The following is an 18,416-nucleotide window of genomic DNA, read 5'->3' on the forward strand; positions in this document are numbered from 1 at the left end:
CGCACGGCTCGCGACCAGCAGAGCCTCGACCCGGCTATCGACCTCCCGAGCGGTATCGAGCGAACGAACCGGCAGCGCCAACTGACTCACCCGACGCCGGGGAACCACGTCTCGAACCGCCCACCGAGCGCGACCATGCGCCCACTGCACCCCACGCCTCCATCCGCCACAACGAGGTGTGCTCATAGAATCCGGATGAAGGCGGCCCAGCACCCGCGAGCACGACGATATCCGGCAGCAGCCCGGCGGTCGGATTGTCACCGATCCGCCCACCGATCCGTTCGGCTTCGCGGCGCCACCAACTGTCCTCAACAGTGCCGCGTATCGGTGAGCACCGGCGCGCGCAACCAGGAGCCCTCACCCGTCGAGATCGACCCGCCGACCGACCGTACTTTCAGTACCGGCATGTGGCTCGGTCCACCGTGAGCCATGTATCCGCGGAAGAATCACGGGCTACTGAGCACCCGCGCGCCGGCCGATCGGACTCTGCCGGGTCGTGATCACATCACAGCCTGGATACAGATGGGATCGGCAGTCCGGGAAGGCCGGACCGGGTCAGGACTGCCGCTCCTATGAGCACAGAACAGCCTCCCACTCTCTCCGCATCCACCGGTTCGGATTGCCCAGGTATTCCTCGCACACTCGAGTATCCCAGATGATTCCCGAGTACTTCTCCGATACAGCGTGAGCCCTGCTACGACCGTAAGTTGTTATTGCCCGGCAGATCCCGGCGCGAAGGCTCGACACCTACAGAGCAAGTCACCGACACAAGGGCTACTAGCCGTACGCTCACAGACGATCCGGGCAATCCCCGCATGCACTACGAAAGCGATCGCCGGGGTCGGCCGGACGGACGATCACAAGATCGGTTGAGTAGATCGTCAGACTTTCGGATGCCGAACCCTGGTGGCCCGATCCGCACGTACAACCGCCTCGCCGGTATCCATCCCCTTCGATTCGAGTACGCCCAGAATTGTCTCACGGGCCACAGTCAGCAACTCTTCGTCGAGAGCCTGCTCGTCGAGTGCCTCGAACATGACGAATGGCGCCAATCTCAACAGTCGCTTCAGAAAGTCTCGGAGAAGATCGCGCTCCTGCAGCCCGGTCAGATCCAGAGTCCTCCAAACTCGGAGGATCGATTTGATCAGATGCGGGCTTCCGCCGAGCGATGCTCGACGGGCATAGATCTGGTCGAAGGCCGACTCTCCCAGGATCGAGAGGGCAGCGTATGGGTCCGGTTCTGATGAAGAGTGAACGAACTGCGATCGCCACCAGAGTCTCCCGAACACATGCCGCGTCAGGTCGGTACCGAGTACGCGATCTCCTGGAGGCCTCGGATAACGCCAATGAGCGATATCAGGAAGAAGCACCAGGGCCAAGAAAGCCCACACATCACCCGCAGCCGCCTCTGCCGGCGCTATTCTCATTTCCCGATGCAGGATGCGTGCCGAACTCAGATCGAAAGTGACTTTCTGCGCGGGATCGGGGGCTTCGGGGAACGCCGACTCGCGCGCGAGGTCGACAATCGTCTCTCGCATCCAGCGGAGCCTGTCCTCGCTCACTCGGGTTCCCCCGGTCGCTACGAAGACAGCAGATTCGTCGCGCGTCTTCCACTCTCGGGAAAGTTCTCCCGCAGCCTGTTCACGATATCGGCCCGCGAGTTCCCTGGCACGCGAACGCAGGAGCCGCGGATACAACAGCATCACACAACTCCTTCGAAGACCTTGACTGCGGATTGAAGTTCGGAAGCAAAGACATTCGGTGCCTGCTCGGCCCGCAATCTGATATCAGCGAGTGAGCGACCGGGGAAGAGCCGCACCAACAGTTCTTGGAGGGTAGCCCCGATGGTCTCGTCGAGATAGTCCGCAGCACCGTCGAATTCTGGATGCCGAAGAGCATACTCGACCATGATGCGTGCTACATCGGCGTGGATCATCGCCAACGCCATCCGATCTTGCGGAGTCGGTTTTCCGGCGCGCTGAAGGGCTTCGGTGATCATGGGATATTGCTCGTTCACCAACAGCAGCAGCGAACCCATCGTGGCGGAATCGAGACCGGGTCCGATCTCGAGATGCCAAGCGGCTGTCTCCGGATAGTTCGTCTTGACGAAGTCCACTATGGCGATGGGGAACTGCGGCGCATCACCTTGAAGTCGAATCTGGGTGCGGTCGGACCACATCACCGAACCCGCTCGGCGCGGCGCAACAGGGCGATCATGCCCGTGTCGACGTCTGGAGAGCACCAGGACCGTGTCCAGCAGAACAGTGCCGCCGAGGTGGGAGCCAACCACCGTTCCCGATAATTCGATGACGCCCGACTCGGGGACTACCGCTCGCTGCAACGTACCCCGCAATTTGGACCCGGTTGAGGTCCAGAGTGCGGCTACCACCAGTTCCGTATCAGGCGCTAGGCCGGATTCCTTGAGTACTCGGGATCGGTCGATCCGTAGCTCGCGACACAGGTTCAAGTTTGTCTGATAGTCCCAATTCGGGTATGCCTCGGGCAACGGGATCTCGTCGCCATCGATGAGTAAGCACCAGTCGGCGGCCTTTACGCACCCTTCGGATGCCGTCCGGTACGGGAGAACACGCTGAGTCATCAGGACCCCACCACCTTTACGGACAGATGGATTTCGGTCATGGTGTCCGGAGCAGGCTTGGCGATAGCCTTCCACACCGATCCATCGCCGCCCTCGATCACGAAGGTGGGAGTACTGTGCAACTGGCCGGTGGGATCTTCCCATCCCACCAGTCCGGGCATTTCAGCACCCGCAGGAGGCTCGGTCTCGACTCCGCTGTCCGTTGCCAACGCAACAGCAATTGTGGCGCTTATGCGCTGCACGCTTGGAATGGGCAATCGGAACTCCTGAACGACTACCGCGTTCCCCCAGTATTCGTCCAAATAGGCGTCACCGACGTAGTCCACCCGCGGACGACGAACCTTCGGCTTGCGATGAGCCGCCATCTCGTCCGTCCGAATACCGATCTCCCCACCGCCGACTTCCATTTCTTCCGGCTCCGTCACGGAATCAGGCGGCACCGGCTCTTCGGATCGGAAATCCTCATCTGCTGCAACCGTGGACCGGCGCCTACGTGGCGGCGCCTTGGTGTCACCTGGACGGGCGTAGTCGGTAGCAGACCCGATGCCCCATGCGCCACCGACCAGGGGTGCAAGTTTATCGCTGGCCGCCCCCAACGACACGTCCGCGACCTCGACGTCCCCCTTTCCGTGCAAAACCACCGCGGCTTGGATCCGCTCCCTCAGCCTGGTGAAGGTCGTCTTCACGTGGGAACTGTCGGGATGTTCGAGCGACTGTGGATTCCAGCTGTCGTGAGTCGGCGGTTCGGCCGCCGCGTAGGTCTCGTCCATCGACTCGTCGGCTCGGAACGTGCCCGCATACGCGACCACTTCACTCGGCGTATCCGGACCCGGCCAGTAGCAGACCACGAGCTCGGCGGGACGCATGAGACAGACGTGATGGACTCGCCCCTCGCCGAACCCGGCCATCTCGGCCGCTCGGCTGAGCTCGAACCGTGGCGCCATCGTGTGATCGAGACCGAACCGACCGAGAAGCTTGGTCCGCCGCCAGTGCAGATCCTCGCCCCCGGACCCCGCCATCTCCGCATACGCACGTGCGAACATTCGCAGAGGCCGGTGCTTCATCGGATCCGGGACAGATACTTCTATCCCGTCGTAGGCAACGGTGAACCGCATCGGTGCGATACCGTCACTCCCGGGCAGCATCTTGGGCCATAGCTGCCATGCAATAGTTTCTGCGATGTAATCGGCCGCATCGGCGGCCCCCAGCCCCTCCAGATTGGGGTCGATGACGACTACGGTGGTGCCGGTCTCTGTCGGATCGAACGGCGGAAGGCCCAGCTTCGCGGCCATCGAATCCGCTGCGTCTCCGATAAGAGGTTCGACCACTTCACCGGATATGTCGCCCCACCAGTGTCGTCCCGTGAACCGACGCGCCGAGCCTTCTTCTCCGGCATCGAAGCTCTTCCACAGCGACGCTGCCATCAGTCGAGTTTGATACCGGCCTTCGTACCGGCACCGCGTATGCACGAGGATAGTTCCGGGATTGGAAACCAGATACAGGATTCCCTTGCCGAAACCGTACGTGCCTCCGCCGAACGCCTGATCGCGCGGTTCGCCGATATTGCGTAAGAATGCGACGAAGTCACGCCCTTGATCTGTGACGGTATCAGCGCGAGTCGGTCCGCCGAGGCCCTTGGTGCCGCGGTCGGAGATGGACAGGACACGAATCGTGGGCTTCTGAAGCGACTCTCGTAGCGGCAGGTACTGCTTTGCCGGCGCTTTCCGGAGTAGATGCTCTCGCCACGCCGGAGCGTGCGCGGCACTGACAGTCTGCAGATTGATCCGGTAGTGAACCTGCGCTTCATCCTCGACTCGTGCGTCCCAACTGTTCTGGGCAGATTCACGCACAAGGATCGTCAGGTGGTCCAGTTCAGGCTTACCGAGCTGATTACGGATACCTTCCGCGGTGCTTGCACCCTCGGGTGGAAACGACTGGGAAAACCACGCGGGCGAGGTCATACCTGCTCCTCGAGCATTGCAGCCAGATACCGTTCTATATCGCTGTTCTCCATAGGCTTCGGCGGCTCGACCCCCAGATCGATGGTGTAGTCGACATCACGAACGTTTGCGGAGGCGCCACTCGCCACGAGGTTTACGCGAGTGAGCTTCGGAAAAGCGATATCGACGTTGTACCAGCGCTCTTCCTCTACGGTGAAACGTACTTGTTCATAGTGTTCGTTGTCTGCAACGCGGTAGCCGACCGAGCTCAACAATTCGAGAACCGCGGTTTCGTCGTCCGCGAGGTCGAGCACTCGATTGACCAGTTCGACCAGCCCCGTACCTGAAGCTGCGGCCTGCCTCAGCCGCAACCACACCAACCCCAGAGTCCCGTCCGTCGGCGGCTCGAGCTGCTCGAGGCCGTGCACCCGCACCACCCTGCCGCTTCCTTCGACCGAAGTTTTGACTTCCAGAGCCGCGTTGTCCGTCGAAAAGTCGTGTCGGTATCCCTTCGGCCCCAGCCATAGGTTGTGCGCGCTCCCGCTCTCCTCCAATAGTCGAGCCAGCACGCTGAGTTCACCGAACAGCCCGGAAAGCTGTTGCGGCCCCAGCGGACTCCCCGGGCTCAGGAAGAGCGCTCGCCAGCGATCGAGGACCAGGTTCAGCTGCTTGACCGGATTCTCCGGGGAACCTTCGACCGCGAACAAGATATCTGCACACAGCATCGTGAAAATGTCATGGACATCCCTGCGCATGCAGCACAGCGATGCGAAATAATCCCGAGTGTCCCTGTCCTCGAGGACCCTCTTTCGAAGCCGAAGGACCGGACCGTCCAGACCTTTCCGCACCCGCTGATAACTATCTGTCGGGATAAGTAGGTGCCGATTCCCCTCATCGTCGACAGCCGCCGCAAGAGGCCTGCGGCCGGCTGAGACCGGAAGCTCTGCTACTCGAAGTGCGCCGGGCAGCGGGGGTGAGGAGCGCTCCAGTTGCCGCCAGTGTTCGTTCATGACGACAGCGATGGCCCCCGCCATTACAAGCCCTCGGCTTCCAGAGGGCTGAAGTCCTCCTCCTCGATCTCGATCCCGGAAAGATCGGCCGAAACGTAGGAGGACTCCCAGGCTACGGTGCTGTCGTCGTCCTTCGGACGCGGGAAGACCAGACCGACGCCTATCACGTGTTCTGGAGCATCGATCGCATGACGTCCGGCCTTCGCCGGTACGGGTTCGGATTTCCTGTCGATCGGATAGAGCACAAGCAGTCCGACGTCCGGCAACAGCCGGCTGCGGACATCGAAGATCTCCTTCTCGGTCTTCTTTCCTGTCGCGTCGTCCAGGTCTATCGCTGCATCCCGGCGGCTCATCAAGGTCTTGATATCGGCGTAGTCGGCCTGCGGGGCTCCCAAACGAGAGCGGATGATAGTCCCGACGGCTATTCCAGGACTGAATTCGAACAGGTCCGTAGCTTCCGCTGGAGAATTACCGACGATGGCGATATTCCACCGCCGTAGTGCGCCAGCATTTCGTATGCGTTTCTCAATGTAGTCGGACATCAGGCCGGCATCGCACTCCTGCGAATTCGAATGGAATTCGTACTTTGCGAGGAAATCGAGGACCAGATCACTGGGGACATTACGTATAAGGCGCCGACCGTCAGAGAGGCCGTCATCGGGCTGACCGTCCCGGAGCGCAGACGTCACGAGCGCACGTGCCGCTTCCTGGTTCCGCAGCAGGCACGAGGAGTCGGTCCGGAAATATCGGGTTTGGATACGCAGGCCGCCGTACGAGGACGCCGCCTTCACCGCGTCCTTCATCTTCGCCGCAGCAGTCACGCGCAGCGCAGGATGCGTCCGCAGCCGAACGGCGAACTGCATCGGATTCTTACCCTCGGTCATATAGACATCGATATCCTTGCGCATTTCCGTCTCCACGGTGGCAAGGTGACGAAACCATTCTTCGAGCTCGGCGGTCATCCAGATACGCGGCAGGTCTGCATAACCGTTGCGGTAGCCGAACCAGCGACCCATTTGCAGCAATGTGTCATATGTCGAGACCGACCGCACAAAATAGCTCACCGAGAGGCCCTCCAGGGTCAGCCCCCGCGACAAAGTATTACCGCCCACAGCAATAGCAACAACGGGGCCACTCTCGTAGTCGAGTCGATCCGTACTTTGCGAGTTGTCCATGACCACTCGACAGTCTTTCAATACGCCCGGAAGGTATTCGAACAAATCGTCGAATTCGACAGGGGTCTCGCAGAATGCTTCCGAGGGCACCCGAGTCGCCTCACTCCGCCAGAGCGCCTCCAACTCTTCGCGCAACTCGGCGTCGCCCAGACCCTGCATCGTCCTGGAGCGGAGTGCTTTCAGCGGAGGTTCGAAGCCGTTGTGCACGGCGGTCCGCACACTCGTATGAATCAACATGGTGCAGTGCGGATTTCCGGCACGGCGTACACGGCGCGCGGCCGTGGACAGCCAGAAGTAGAGCACCGCACGTCGAAGGGTTTCGGTGACCGCCGGAAGGAATCCGTCTGCCTCTGCTTTGGTCTTCGGCCGAACCAGACCCACATCGGAGTCCGGCACCGTGCGAATCATGTCGTATCCGTCATCGACCTCGTTGGGATCTTCGCCATCGAGGGCGTAGCGCCCGAAGAGCACTTCGGTGCCGAAGTGTCCATGCGGTTTGGGCAGATTGACGATGAAATGCTTCGGATACAGATCTTCGGCAGCCGGATCGATCAGCAGGTTGGCGAAGGGCGAGGCCGTATAGCCCACATAGGCCGATTTCGGGAGAGTGTCCAGAATCTGCCTGATCAAGGGATTGATGGAGGTGGTGGCGACCGTAGCCTGGTCGGCTTCGTCGTCGATGATCAGGGCTGGGCAGTCGGCCAGATAGTCCGAGGCATCATCCAGCCACTTGACCAACTTTCGCAAGACGGTTGCATTCTTCTTGACGACACACAGAACATGGGTCTTGTTCGACTTTCCGAAGAAACTGGCAGGGTTGGCCGTAGGTCGGAAGTCGTGGTCGAGATCGGTGATCTGTGACCAGAGACTGCGATTCGGCTTGATCAATTGATCTATGAGACGAGCTTGCGTCTGACGCCGCAACCCGTTGTGAACACCTGCAAGCACGATGAAGAGTTTGTATCCACGGTCGGCAGCCTTCGCCATGACGGCTGTGAAGTTCGTTGTCTTTCCGGATTGGACATAGCCTACGACGAGGCCGCGGGTGGAGAAGCTCCGTTCCCGAGGGTGTCGCAGCAGGGAAACGATCCGAGTCGAAGATGCGTCGAGGCTGTCGATCGCCGGATCCTGGGGCCAACCCTGGCGAGTCAAACCATCAGTTATGGCGGGCCACAGCCGGTCCTCGGAATGCGGCCCGGTGTACCAGGTCTCGTAGTTGTCGATGACAACTGAGCGCGGCTCCTGCATGTCCTTGATCTGGATCATGTCGCGGTCATAGCGGTCCTGGATCCGCCGGATTATCTCGGCCGGTGCGAAGAGCTTCAGCTTCTTGATCGCCTCAGCGGGAGTGTCCTGGTTCAAGTACGACTTGAAGGCCTCGTACTGATCCTCGAACTGGTGATCGATCAACTGACTCATCAATACTCCCTGTCATCCCCTGCTCACTCACGGACTGTGACCGACAGATCCGTGGTAGGTCGAACACTAGGCCGTCATGGTGGCTTTCGCGATTGATTCGAACGATCCCCGCAGCTATCGAATCCCGCAGAGCTGAACGGATATCGAGCGACTGCATGCATCCTGGAGCGCTGGGCGCGAAGTGACAAGACCAGATGGACGATCGTGTGGCAGGGTCGAACATGCACTCACTGCGACCTCGAGTCGGGTTCGGTAGGACCCATCGCGGTCCAGGTACCTGAATATCCACTGCGAGGGTCGCTCGTTACAGGGCCCGTTCTGTCTTGACTAGGTGCGCTCCGACGCGATATCGAAGGCCGCCCCCATCACAGCCCCTGGCCGAGCCCGGCTCGTCGGTAGCCTGGCCTGCTGTGACCGAGCGTCGACACATCACGATCCTGCGGCTCGATCCAGTCGCGGCATACTTCACCGAGCAGGCGAGTACACGATGCCGGCTCCAGGGCGAGACGACTCGGAGTCGGAGAAATGCAGAAGGAGAGTCGAACTAGGGAAAGAGAGCCGATTGGTAGCTGAGTTCCTGCTCGTTACGTTCCGAAGTTGCCGCTTCGGTAGCGTCTACCGCAGAGCACAGCCGTTCACGGAGTTCGACCAAGACGCTGGGCACTTCGCCCTCCCCTGCCGGCACCTGGGCCCACCGCAGCCCGAATACCTCATCCGCTTGTTCGCGGGTGACCTGACACCCGAGTGCAGCAGAGAGGACGTGGAGCCCGAAGAGCGGCGGCACTGCGTTCCCGATTTGCTGTGCGACGGCGCCACCGCTCCAGGGGAAGTCTGTTGGAAAGCTCTGCAGTCTGCCTGCTTCCCAGTCCTGAAACCTGTCGCTACCCCCGTCGGTCACAACCTTGTTGCGGGAGATCTTGCCGGTTACCGTGGCAGACGGTTGGTCCGCGTTGCGGACACCACGCAGTTTGGGGTCCCCGCCAGTTCCATAGTTCGAGATGACCTCGAACGGTCTCGGGCGATGTGGAAGGGCATCGGCCATAGTCTTCCATCTGGGCAGCCGCCAGTCGTCGGCGGGCCGCAATCCCGCTTTTCGGTAGCTCCGGTGCGTCGGTCGTGGAATTGCCCGTGGTCCATCGAGAGAAGCGATGAGAACCGCCCGCCGACGAGTCTGTGGTACTCCGTACATTTCGGTATGTAGCACGCGGGTCACCACCTGATATTGCATTTTGTCGCGCAGTACCTCAGCCATTGCCTCCCACACCGGAAGCACTGCGGGGACCTGCTCGAGAACGATATTCCGAAACGGGCGCCCGAGCGCGGCTGCCTCGAGTGCCCAACGCAGTGGCTCCAGGACCAGGCCGGTGCGCTCGTCGTCCAGCTTCGCCAAATCCCGTTGTACCGGATTGCCGGCAGCCATGGCAGCGATGAACCCCAGCACTGTGTCCAGAGCCGACCGACCGGCACCGTTGCCGGCGACAGTGAAGGTCTGGCAGGGCGGCCCGCCGGTCAGCATCGTAGCGGCGGGAAAAGATTCCGGGCCCAGGTCACGTACATCGTGGCGCTCGAAATTGAACCCTGCCGCCTCTCGGGTGCGGCAGGCGTCGGCGTCCCATTCCAAGCCGTACACCTCGCGACCCAGCCATCGCGCAGCGACATCGAGGCCACCGGGCCCTGCGAACAGGTCGACGGTATCGGCATACTCTTCGGTGGTGGGCTGACGATCGGCAAACACCAACGGAGCATAGCCGGCGCGAGACCAGGTCGAAGACCTCAGACAGACAGTCCCACGCGCACCGCCGCTCCCAGGGCTCGGGCCACAGGAGGTGGCGTCGCATTACCGATCTGGCGATAACGAGCTGTTTTACGGCCACAAACCTGCCAGTGGCCAGGGAATGCTTGGAGCTCGGCGATCTGGTCGACGGTGAGTTGTACCCGCCCTTCGGGCAGATCGGGATTCCAGAGAAAGTCGCTTGCAGGCGGTGCATCCCTCAGCGACTTCCCTTCGACACCCAATCGGGCCCAGCCTTGCTGCGACCCCGCAGGGCCCAGATCGGCGCCGCCCCGATCCCACGAACCTCCGACAATCGTCGGCGCCGGCCGGTCGGCATACGTCGCCCATTCTTCGGCCTGCGACCAGCCCCGGGAAGCCATCGACGTCCGGAGGACAGCACCGACTGTCAGATGAGGGGTCACTGTCACCGGGTCGAGGGCGGCTTCGAACTCCGTGAGCCCGCGGTCTCGAAAAGCTACAAGTATTCCGAGCTCCCTGTGCTGCGGTACACCGAAGTCAGAGGCGTTCACCACGTGCCAGCTGAAGTCATAACCGGCATCGTCGAGGTATTTCTCCCCACATAAGAGCGGCTTTCGGCATAGCCCGCCCGCCTGACGAGGTCCGGCACATTTTCCAATAGCACTGCCCGCGGTCTCAGCTGCCAGACCCATCGACCGGCCGTCTCCAGCAGTTCGAGTTCCCGACCGTCACCACGTGGGCGGGAAGCTGTGGCTGCCGAGCGCACTCTGGGCAGACCCGCCGATAGAAGGTCGATATCCTCGGCAGGGGGAAGATCGGCTCCCGGTTCGAGACTCAGCAGATCCCGTTCGATGACATGCCACTTCGGTCTGTTCGCACGTAACGTCGCACAGGCCACATCCCGGTTGTCGACCAGAGCAACCGGGTCGAATCCCGCCTGCTCGAGACCGAGCGCCATCCCGCCTGCACCGGCACAAATCTCCAGCGACTTCAGCCGCCGCCTCGACTTCGACATCGACGCCCCACTCTCCACCCCGGTTCGCGCCAGAACTCAGGATACCGTCAAGTGATGTCGGGTTCCCCTGGTCCGGAGAATTATTCCGACGCAGCGCTTTCCGAGCACCTGAGGTAAGGATGGGCAGGTCTGTCGAATCCTGATCTATCCCGGTGAACTCAGTGGTGAGTTCGGACGAGAAAGCTGTCGTCGCCGATCGGCGACGACAGCTTTCAACAGGTAATTCCGGCGAAGGCGGAGATTCCGAGCGAGTACTACGTATCGATGACCTGCGTCCCGCCCGCCGCGTTGTCGTGCCAGCCCTGTTTCGTCGGGCTCGAGCTGATCGTGAACGCGATGGCGATCGCCGCGATGAACCACAGCAACCCGCCCACCCACGGGATCAGGTTCAGCAGCATGTACGCGTTGCGGATCGCGGAGTCCTTGAGGCTGGGTTTCGGTGCCCGACCCGACCCGTTGACGTGCAGCCCGAGCAGCTTCTTACCCGGGGTGGACCCCGAGGACACCTCGAAGGCGACGAAGTAGAGCCAGCCGAAGGCTGCGCCCGGGAGGACCGAGACCCAGTCCGGCAGGTCCCACACCGAGCCGAGGAGCCAGAAGAAGAGGGCGCCGATGATGCCGGCGATGATCCAGTCGACGAACCTGGCCACCGCGCGTTTGCCCAGTCCTGCCGGTCTGATACTGGTGGTCTGGCTGAATGCGGGGTCGAATCCACCTGCGGTCATCACGCCTCCTAGCGAACGCTGTGTGACTCGGTTGCCTGTCCGATGCCGATCACGGCATATCGAGCTCCAAGGATGTCATACGCACAGGTGGCGACGACCCCTTCGACGCTGATTCGTGTCCAACCCGAGTTGGGGATTCAACCTTTCTGAAGTGCGAAAACAGTGCAGATTCCGGCGCGGGGGCGAGCGAGGGAGCCGAGTGGCGCGGATGTGTTTGCTGTCGGATAGCGACCGTTCCGGGCTCGGGGGCCCGAACGGATCAGGGACCGAGAGCTGCGGGGGTTACGCCGGTGAGGCGACGAGCGTCCCGCCCGAAGTGCGCCTGATCCGAGTATCCGGCGGCCGCGGCGACCAGTGCCGGCGGCATATCCGGTTCGCCGCGAACCAGGCGGATCGCGCGCTGTAGACGACCGATCAGTTGCACGGTCTTGGGGGTGAGGCCGGCTTCGGTTTCCACGAGGCGCCGCAGGTGGCGGGGTGTGACGGCGAGGTGGTTCGCCAGGGTTTCGATGCTCACGGCGCTATCCGTCAGCGCGGCCACTGCCGTGTCGACACGGGCGTCGATGCGCAGGTCCGGCCATAGTGTCCGGGCGAGCGGTTCGCCGAACCGTCCCTCGGTGAGGCTTTCGGTCAGTATCCGGGCGATGCGGCTGGGCAGTAGATCGTCGATGGGGATCTTCGTGTCCCGCAGTTCGGGTCCGTGCGCTCCGGTGACCGCGCGCAGGGCAGCCGTGTGGATCCGGGCTCCGTGCAGCAGCGTGCCGGCGGGGAGTTCCGGTAGATCGACGGTGGTGGCGGGGCCCACGAGCCAGCGGTCGCCGGTGCTGCTCACGATGAAGTCGGCGTGGTTGTCCGGAACAATCCGGGCGACTCCCCCGCCGCTGCGATGCGTCCAGGCGCAGACGAAACCGGATCGGGTGCCGGCGAAGCGGACCTCTCGGTACCGGCTGCCGTCGTGTCCGTTTCGTACAAGACCGGCGGCGGCACCGTGCCTATCGTCCGAACCGTATTTCCCGATGGAGTGGGCGCCGTATGCGTGCATATCCCACCTGCCTCGTGTCGTGTCGTCGATTCGAACGCTACGCCGGGCCGGTGTCGGCACGCGGCCGGCGGCTGCTTTCCGCAGACCGCGCCATCGCACCGCGAAGAAAGGAACGAATTATGACCGTATCCCTGGACCTCATCGGAATCGTCACCACCGATCTCGTGCGCTCGCTGGCCTTCTACCGGGTGCTCGGCGTCGAGACACCGGAGGCCGATGGCACCGAACCCCATGTCGAGGCCGTACTTCCGAACGGTCTGCGGCTGGCCTGGGACACGCTCGACACCATCCGGAGTTTCGATCCCGGCTTTTCCCCGGCATCCGGCGGCCACCCGGTGGCACTGGCGTTCGCGACGGCGAGCCCGGCCGATGTCGACGCGCTGTACCAGGAGGTGGTGGCGGCGGGCTTCCACGGGCACAGGGAGCCGTGGGACGCCGTCTGGGGGCAGCGCTATGCCGTGGTCCACGACCCGGACGGCAATACCGTCGATCTCTTCGCACCGTTGCCCGGACGACCCTGACCAGCAGGTGCCCCGGCCGTTTGCTCACGGCCCGGGGTGCCGTCAGATGTTCAGCTTGGTCATCGGGGTGAAGGTGACCGGTAGCTCGGCCAGGGCCCGGTGGAAGGGGCCCGGCCGCCAGGTCGGCACACCGTCCGGTAGCGCGGGTTCCATTTCCGGCAGCGCGTCGAGCAGCTGGTCGATGGCGCTCTGGGCGATCAGATAGGACAGCGGCTGGGCGGGGCAGGCGTGCTGCCCGATACCCCAGGCCAGGTGGGAGCGGTTCCCCAGGTGGTCGGCGGCGTGGACGGCGGGATCGTTGTTGCAGGCGGCCATGCTGACCAGGACAGGCTGGTGGGCCGGCAGCCACACATCGTCGACGAGGACGGGGTGGCGGGGGTAGGTGATGAGGAAGTTCGCCAGCGGCGGATCGTTGAACAGGACTTCGTCCAGGGCGTCGAGGGTGGACAGGCTGCCGCCCAGGACGCTGCCGCCGAACCGGTCGTCGGTCAGGATGAGCAGCAGGGTGTTGGCGATCAGGTTCTGCTGGAATTCGATACCGGCGCCGTAGTGTCCGGCGACCTGATGGACCATTTCGGCTTCGTCGAGGGCGGCGGGATGCCGCAGCAATTGTGAGGTGATGTCGTTACCGGGCTCGGCCCGTTTGAGTGCGACCAGCTCCAGCATCGCCGCGCTGATCATCTGATTGCCCTGCTCCGCGTCGATTCCCTCGACCAGTGCGGCCATCCCGGTGGCGACGCGCTGACCGATCTCGGCCGGGCAGCCGAGCAGGGCGTTGACAAGGGCGAAGGTCAACGGAAAGGCGTACTGGCCGATCAGGTCGGCGGCGCCGGTTTCGCAGAAGGTGTTGATCAGCGGGATCGCCGCCTGCTCCACAGTGGTGTGCAGCGGGTGCAGGTCCACGGCGCCGATACTGACGGTGATGGCCTGCCGGTAGCGCTGGAAATCGGCGCCGGTGTTGCGGCTCGCGGTGGGTCGCCACTCCATGATCGGCAGGACCGGGCAGTCGGCGGGGACGTCCCGCTGCCAGGTACGGGGATCGGCGGGGAAGCGCTCCGGATCGTTGAGGACCCGCAGGGCGGTGCTGTATCCGATGACCAGCGTCGCGGGGACTCCCGGCGCCAGCTCCACCGGCGCCAGCGAACCCCATCTGGCCCGCATTTCGTGGTAGGCGCGGTGGGGGTCGGCGGCGAACTCCGGTGCGTACAGAGGTACCGGATCACCGGTCCGAGCGCGGTGGGCGTTCGGCGGGGCCGGTGGGAATCGCGCGGGATTGCGCTGCGCCAATCGTTCTGTCCTAACAGCTTGTCTCACAACATATATCGGTCGGCCGATCCGCCGATGTTGTCAGCCGCCGGGGTCCGGCGAACAGTGCCGATGGTGCCGGGCATCGAGCGATCCGCGCCGATATCGCACAACCGTCCACCTGCGGTGGGCGGCGGCGTCTGCGCCACCTACCGGACGGGGCGAACGGTGCCCGGCAGCGGGCGAAACGCGCCGAAATGCCCGATGCGATGAACTGGTACCGAGCTCAGCCACGGGACCGGTGCTTCCGGGCCCGGTGCCGGACCGCCGACCAGGCTATGGTCGACACACTCCGGGCCTCCCGGTATGAACTTGCGCTGATTAGGTGTGTTCGCGATTGGATACGGTAGAGAGCATTTCGTTCCCGAACTTCATACTGGACCAGACCGGCGTGAACGCGGCGGTGCGGCGGCAGCTCACCCACGCGGCGCAACTGCCGGACTGGGTGCTGAACACGGCGGACACCATGGTGTCCAGCAACTATCAGCTCCGACTGTGGGAGTTGCTCGAATACGAACTGGCCGAACCCGATATCGCCCTGCGGGTCGGTGCGAGGAACACCCTGGGCCACTTCGGAGTGCACGACTATCTGTTCAGTACCGCGCCGACCCTGGGCGAGGGACTGGCCCGCTCCGAGGAATACGCCGAACTGATCACCACCAATGTGGGTTTCGCGGTGCTCGGCGATTCCGAGGACGAAGCGAGCGCGGATATCCGCCTGCTGAGCGGGCTCGGCCGGGGCCGGCAACTGGCCACCCAGTTCGCGTTGGCGGCGGTGGTGACCCGGGCGCGGAATGCGACGGGGCGGCATGTGCATCCGATCCGGATCCGTTTCCGGCAGCCGCCACCGCGACGGCACGACCGGTTCGTCGAGATGTTCGGCACGCGGCGGGTCGATTTCGGCGCCCCGACCGATCAGATCACCTTCCGCGCGTCCGATCTCATGCTGCCGCTGCGCACAGCCGATCCGGTGCTCGCCGATATCCTCCGCCGGTACACCGCGCTGCTACCGCCACCGCCGCGGCTCGAAATCACCTGGACGGGACAGGTGCATCAGGCACTCACCCTGCTACTCGGTGACGGGCGGGTGACCATCGACCAGGTCGCGCGGTATCTGGCGACGAGTCGGCGCAGTCTGCAGCGGCGACTGGCCGACGAGGGAACCACGTGGTCACGAGAACTCGACCGCGCCCGGGCGACGCTGCTGGAACAGCGGGTGCGGCACAGCCCGGACGATACGCAGACCGCGCTGGCCCGGCGGATCGGCTATTCCGACCCGGGCACGCTGCGGCGGGCCCGGCACCGGTGGTCGGCGCGGAGCTGACGTGGCCGGCGGGCGGCGGGCGTGCCGCGCGCGGGGCGTACGGCGCCATTTCAGAAGGGCTTTGTCACACCGGAAGGGACGAGTATCCGCAGGTGAACGCCTCGAATCCAGGTGAGCGCCGGTAGTGCGCGACCGGTGCGCCGTCGGCCCGGCTGACCCATACTTGCGATCCGCCGGACAGTTGTGCGGCGTCACGAGCCCAGGAAGGCGATGCGATGGGTGAAACAGCTACCGGCGGTCGGTCGGAGGGTGTGCTGCCGGGGGTCCTGAAACTGGGCGGGCACATACTGGCGGAGAAGCTGTCGTCGCGCCGGGACGTCGGAATTCCGATGCGCGAGAGCGAAGTCGACGCGCAGTGGTTCAACCGAGTGCTCACGGCCGATTGCCCCGGGGCGAAGGTGGAATCGTTCGATATCGCGGAGGCGGACGCGGGAACGACCAGCCGGTGGAAGGCCACCATCCGCTACAACGAGACCGGACGCCGGGCGGGGCTGCCCGAGCATCTGTTCGCCAAGACGACACTGACCTTCACTCAGCGTCTGACGCAGTACCTGGCGCACGCGCTGCCCGGTGAACCGGGATTCTTCCAGCATCTGCGGCCGGGGCTCGATATCGAAGCACCCCGGGGCTATTTCGGAGCAGCGGATACGCGCACCGGCCGATCGCTGACTCTGCTCGAGGATGTGAGTGCCACCAGGCAGGCCCATTTCTGCACACCGCTGGAACGGGTCACCCGGGAGCAGATGGAGGATCTGCTGGCGAATATGGCCCGCTGGCACGGGCACTACTGGCAGTCCCCGCGGCTGAACGCGCACGACTGGTTGAAGACACCGGGCGCGCATTTCCGCAATTTCGACCGGCTGCTCGGGATGCGGAAGCGGGCGGAAGTCGGTCTGAAACGCGCCCCCGAGATCGTGCCCGACACGTTGCCGGCGGTGCAGGACGAACTCTATGACGCCTGCGGCCGCGCTCTTTCGATCGCCGGACAAGGCCCCCACACATTGCTGCACGGCGACCCGCATATCGGCAACGCCTACATCTGCGCCGACGGCAGTATGGGATTCACCGATTGGCAGCTGGTGATGCGCGGCAGCTGGGCGTTCGACGTGGCGTACACGATCACCTCCGGGCTGGAGGTCGCCGATCGGCGGGCCTGGGAGCGTGAACTGATCGCCTTCTATGTCGACCGGCTGTGCGCGGCCGGCGGGCCCGCGCTGTCCTCCGAAGCCGCCTGGCTGGCCTACCGGCAGCAGTCGCTCTACCCGTATTTCGCCTGGATGATCACCATCGGGCGCAGTGCCCTGATGCCGGAGTTCCAGCCGGCCGAGGTTTGCCGCGCGATCGTGCACCGCACCGCCACCGCGATCATGGACCTGGAGGCGTTGCGAGCGGTCGACAGCTAGCTACTTCTTGCGACCAACGGCCGCGTAGCCGGCGGCGGGCGGCCGGGGAGCGCCGGTCGGCAACTCGGTGACGCCCGCCGCCCGCGACTGTTCCCCCTCGGGATACCAGGTGTCGATGGCGACGATTCCGGGCTCCAGCAACTCCATATCACGGAAGAAATGGGAAACTCCCTCGTAGTCGCGAGCTTCCATCTCGATCCCGCTGGCCCGGTACGCCCGCACGGTGCCCTCGACCATGGCCGGATCGAAATCGGTGGTCAGATGGGTCATCACCAGGTAGGAACCGGACGGCAGCGGCGCCAGCAGAGTATCGACTATGTCGTAGATTCGGTCGCCGGGGACGAAATGACACAGCGCGATGAGGCTCAACGCCACCGGCTCCGCGAAGTCCAGGGTTTCGCGGACCGCGGGGGCGGACAGGATCCGCGCCGGATCGGTCAGATCGGATTGCACGTACTGGGTTACGCCTTCGGCGGTTCCGATCAGCAGCGCCCGTGCGTGGGCGAGCACGATCGGATCGTTGTCCACATACACCACCCGGGCGTCGGGCGCCGATTCCTGAACCACCTGGTGCAGATTCGGTTCGGTGGGGATACCGGTACCGATATCGAGGTACTGGCGGACACCCAGGTCGCCCAGATGACGCATTGCCCGAACCATGAACGCGCGATTGTCCCGCGCGACACCCCGCACCGAGGGAATGGCCTGCTCGATCTTCGCCGCGGCCTCCCGATCGGCCGGGTAATTGTCCTTTCCGCCCAGGAAATAGTCGTAGATGCGGGCACTGTGCGCCCGGTCCTGCCGCAGGTCCACTGTCCCTTTGCGTTCGACCACGGTCCACTCCTCACTCCGGCGATGACGTCCGTCGCATCGAGTTAACCACTCCACCCGGGTTCGCGTCCCTGCCGCGGGTCCGGCGGTCGGCCGATTCGATTGTCCGGCAACGGATACCGGTGCTCCACCGGTATCAATCCGTTCACTGCAGAAGCGTCAGCAGTACTGCGAGAAGTATGGCCCGCCAGCCCGCGAGTGTTTCGCGAACCGCGAGATCCGCATCCAGTTCGGCAGCGTCCGACAGTACTTCGGCCAGCTCTACCGTGAATTCCCTGGTCTCTTGCTCGGATAGACCTCCGATTCCGCTAACTGTCAAGCTGCGGGCGCTGATTCGGGCGCCGGCGGGCGAGG

At 63.7% G+C, this 18,416-nt stretch carries 16 protein-coding genes; 3 read left to right on the forward strand and 13 right to left on the reverse strand.

The genetic code is table 11. From position 1 onward, the window contains the following. Nucleotides 1-881: 881 nt before the first annotated feature. The 10 genes from IEY68_RS04605 to IEY68_RS04645 all read right to left on the reverse strand — a co-directional run bounded on the left by IEY68_RS04605 (nt 882) and on the right by IEY68_RS04645 (nt 12,678). Nucleotides 882-1,703, reverse strand: coding sequence for a DUF6339 family protein (locus IEY68_RS04605; RefSeq protein ID WP_062995619.1), 822 nt, complete (start codon nt 1,701-1,703; stop codon nt 882-884). After that, nucleotides 1,703-2,599, reverse strand: coding sequence for a hypothetical protein (locus tag IEY68_RS35910; protein WP_229718591.1), 897 nt, complete (start codon nt 2,597-2,599; stop codon nt 1,703-1,705). The genes IEY68_RS04605 and IEY68_RS35910 overlap by 1 nt, the downstream gene beginning before the upstream one ends. Next, nucleotides 2,599-4,560, reverse strand: coding sequence for a hypothetical protein (locus IEY68_RS04615; protein ID WP_062995621.1), 1,962 nt, complete (start codon nt 4,558-4,560; stop codon nt 2,599-2,601). The genes IEY68_RS35910 and IEY68_RS04615 overlap by 1 nt, the downstream gene beginning before the upstream one ends. Then, the gene (locus IEY68_RS04620; RefSeq protein WP_308434942.1) at nt 4,557-5,573 is read right to left on the reverse strand and encodes a PD-(D/E)XK motif protein; all 1,017 of its coding nucleotides are present in this window, start codon (nt 5,571-5,573) and stop codon (nt 4,557-4,559) included. The genes IEY68_RS04615 and IEY68_RS04620 overlap by 4 nt, the downstream gene beginning before the upstream one ends. Beyond that, entirely contained in the window at nt 5,573-8,143 is a 2,571-nt protein-coding gene (locus tag IEY68_RS04625) for a Z1 domain-containing protein (RefSeq protein WP_062995625.1), read from the reverse strand. The genes IEY68_RS04620 and IEY68_RS04625 overlap by 1 nt, the downstream gene beginning before the upstream one ends. 544 nt (nt 8,144-8,687) lie before the next feature. Then, the gene (locus tag IEY68_RS04630; protein ID WP_063916165.1) at nt 8,688-9,878 is read right to left on the reverse strand and encodes a DNA cytosine methyltransferase; all 1,191 of its coding nucleotides are present in this window, start codon (nt 9,876-9,878) and stop codon (nt 8,688-8,690) included. 38 nt (nt 9,879-9,916) lie between these two features. Continuing rightward, nucleotides 9,917-10,450, reverse strand: coding sequence for a DNA cytosine methyltransferase (locus IEY68_RS35915; RefSeq protein ID WP_373292939.1), 534 nt, complete (start codon nt 10,448-10,450; stop codon nt 9,917-9,919). Then, entirely contained in the window at nt 10,444-10,911 is a 468-nt protein-coding gene (locus tag IEY68_RS35920; RefSeq protein ID WP_268241617.1) for a DNA cytosine methyltransferase, read from the reverse strand. The genes IEY68_RS35915 and IEY68_RS35920 overlap by 7 nt, the downstream gene beginning before the upstream one ends. 254 nt (nt 10,912-11,165) lie before the next feature. Then, a complete protein-coding gene (locus tag IEY68_RS04640) occupies nt 11,166-11,636 on the reverse strand; it encodes an RDD family protein (RefSeq protein WP_062995627.1) in 471 nt (156 codons plus the stop codon). A 259-nt stretch (nt 11,637-11,895) separates the two neighbouring features. Then, a complete protein-coding gene (locus tag IEY68_RS04645) occupies nt 11,896-12,678 on the reverse strand; it encodes an AraC family transcriptional regulator (protein ID WP_189094034.1) in 783 nt (260 codons plus the stop codon). 119 nt (nt 12,679-12,797) lie between these two features. Here IEY68_RS04645 and IEY68_RS04650 point away from each other — a divergent pair, with 119 nt between their 5' ends. Beyond that, entirely contained in the window at nt 12,798-13,199 is a 402-nt protein-coding gene (locus IEY68_RS04650; RefSeq protein ID WP_062995629.1) for a VOC family protein, read from the forward strand. A 42-nt stretch (nt 13,200-13,241) separates the two neighbouring features. Here the strand turns inward: IEY68_RS04650 and IEY68_RS04655 are convergent, their stop codons facing one another. Then, the gene (locus IEY68_RS04655; protein WP_373292940.1) at nt 13,242-14,486 is read right to left on the reverse strand and encodes a cytochrome P450 family protein; all 1,245 of its coding nucleotides are present in this window, start codon (nt 14,484-14,486) and stop codon (nt 13,242-13,244) included. 355 nt (nt 14,487-14,841) lie between these two features. On the opposite strand from IEY68_RS04655, the gene IEY68_RS04660 reads away from it, so the two are divergent. Both IEY68_RS04660 and IEY68_RS04665 read left to right on the forward strand, forming a co-directional pair. Then, nucleotides 14,842-15,828 (forward strand): AraC family transcriptional regulator, encoded by a 987-nt coding sequence (locus IEY68_RS04660; RefSeq protein ID WP_062995631.1) that lies wholly within the window; start codon nt 14,842-14,844, stop codon nt 15,826-15,828. 215 nt (nt 15,829-16,043) lie between these two features. Further along, complete coding sequence (locus IEY68_RS04665; protein WP_063916166.1) at nt 16,044-17,231, forward strand: aminoglycoside phosphotransferase family protein; 1,188 nt, start codon at nt 16,044-16,046, stop codon at nt 17,229-17,231. Here IEY68_RS04665 and IEY68_RS04670 read toward each other — a convergent pair whose 3' ends face one another. Together IEY68_RS04670 and IEY68_RS04675 are read right to left on the reverse strand one after the other, a co-directional pair. Next, a complete protein-coding gene (locus IEY68_RS04670; RefSeq protein ID WP_062995635.1) occupies nt 17,232-18,065 on the reverse strand; it encodes an SAM-dependent methyltransferase in 834 nt (277 codons plus the stop codon). It abuts the gene before it with no gap. 142 nt (nt 18,066-18,207) lie between these two features. After that, on the reverse strand, nt 18,208-18,416 hold a 209-nt coding region (locus tag IEY68_RS04675), incomplete at its 5' end, for a hypothetical protein (protein WP_229718592.1).

The sequence above is a fragment of the Nocardia jinanensis genome, assembly GCF_014645735.1.
GTDB lineage: Bacteria > Actinomycetota > Actinomycetes > Mycobacteriales > Mycobacteriaceae > Nocardia > Nocardia jinanensis.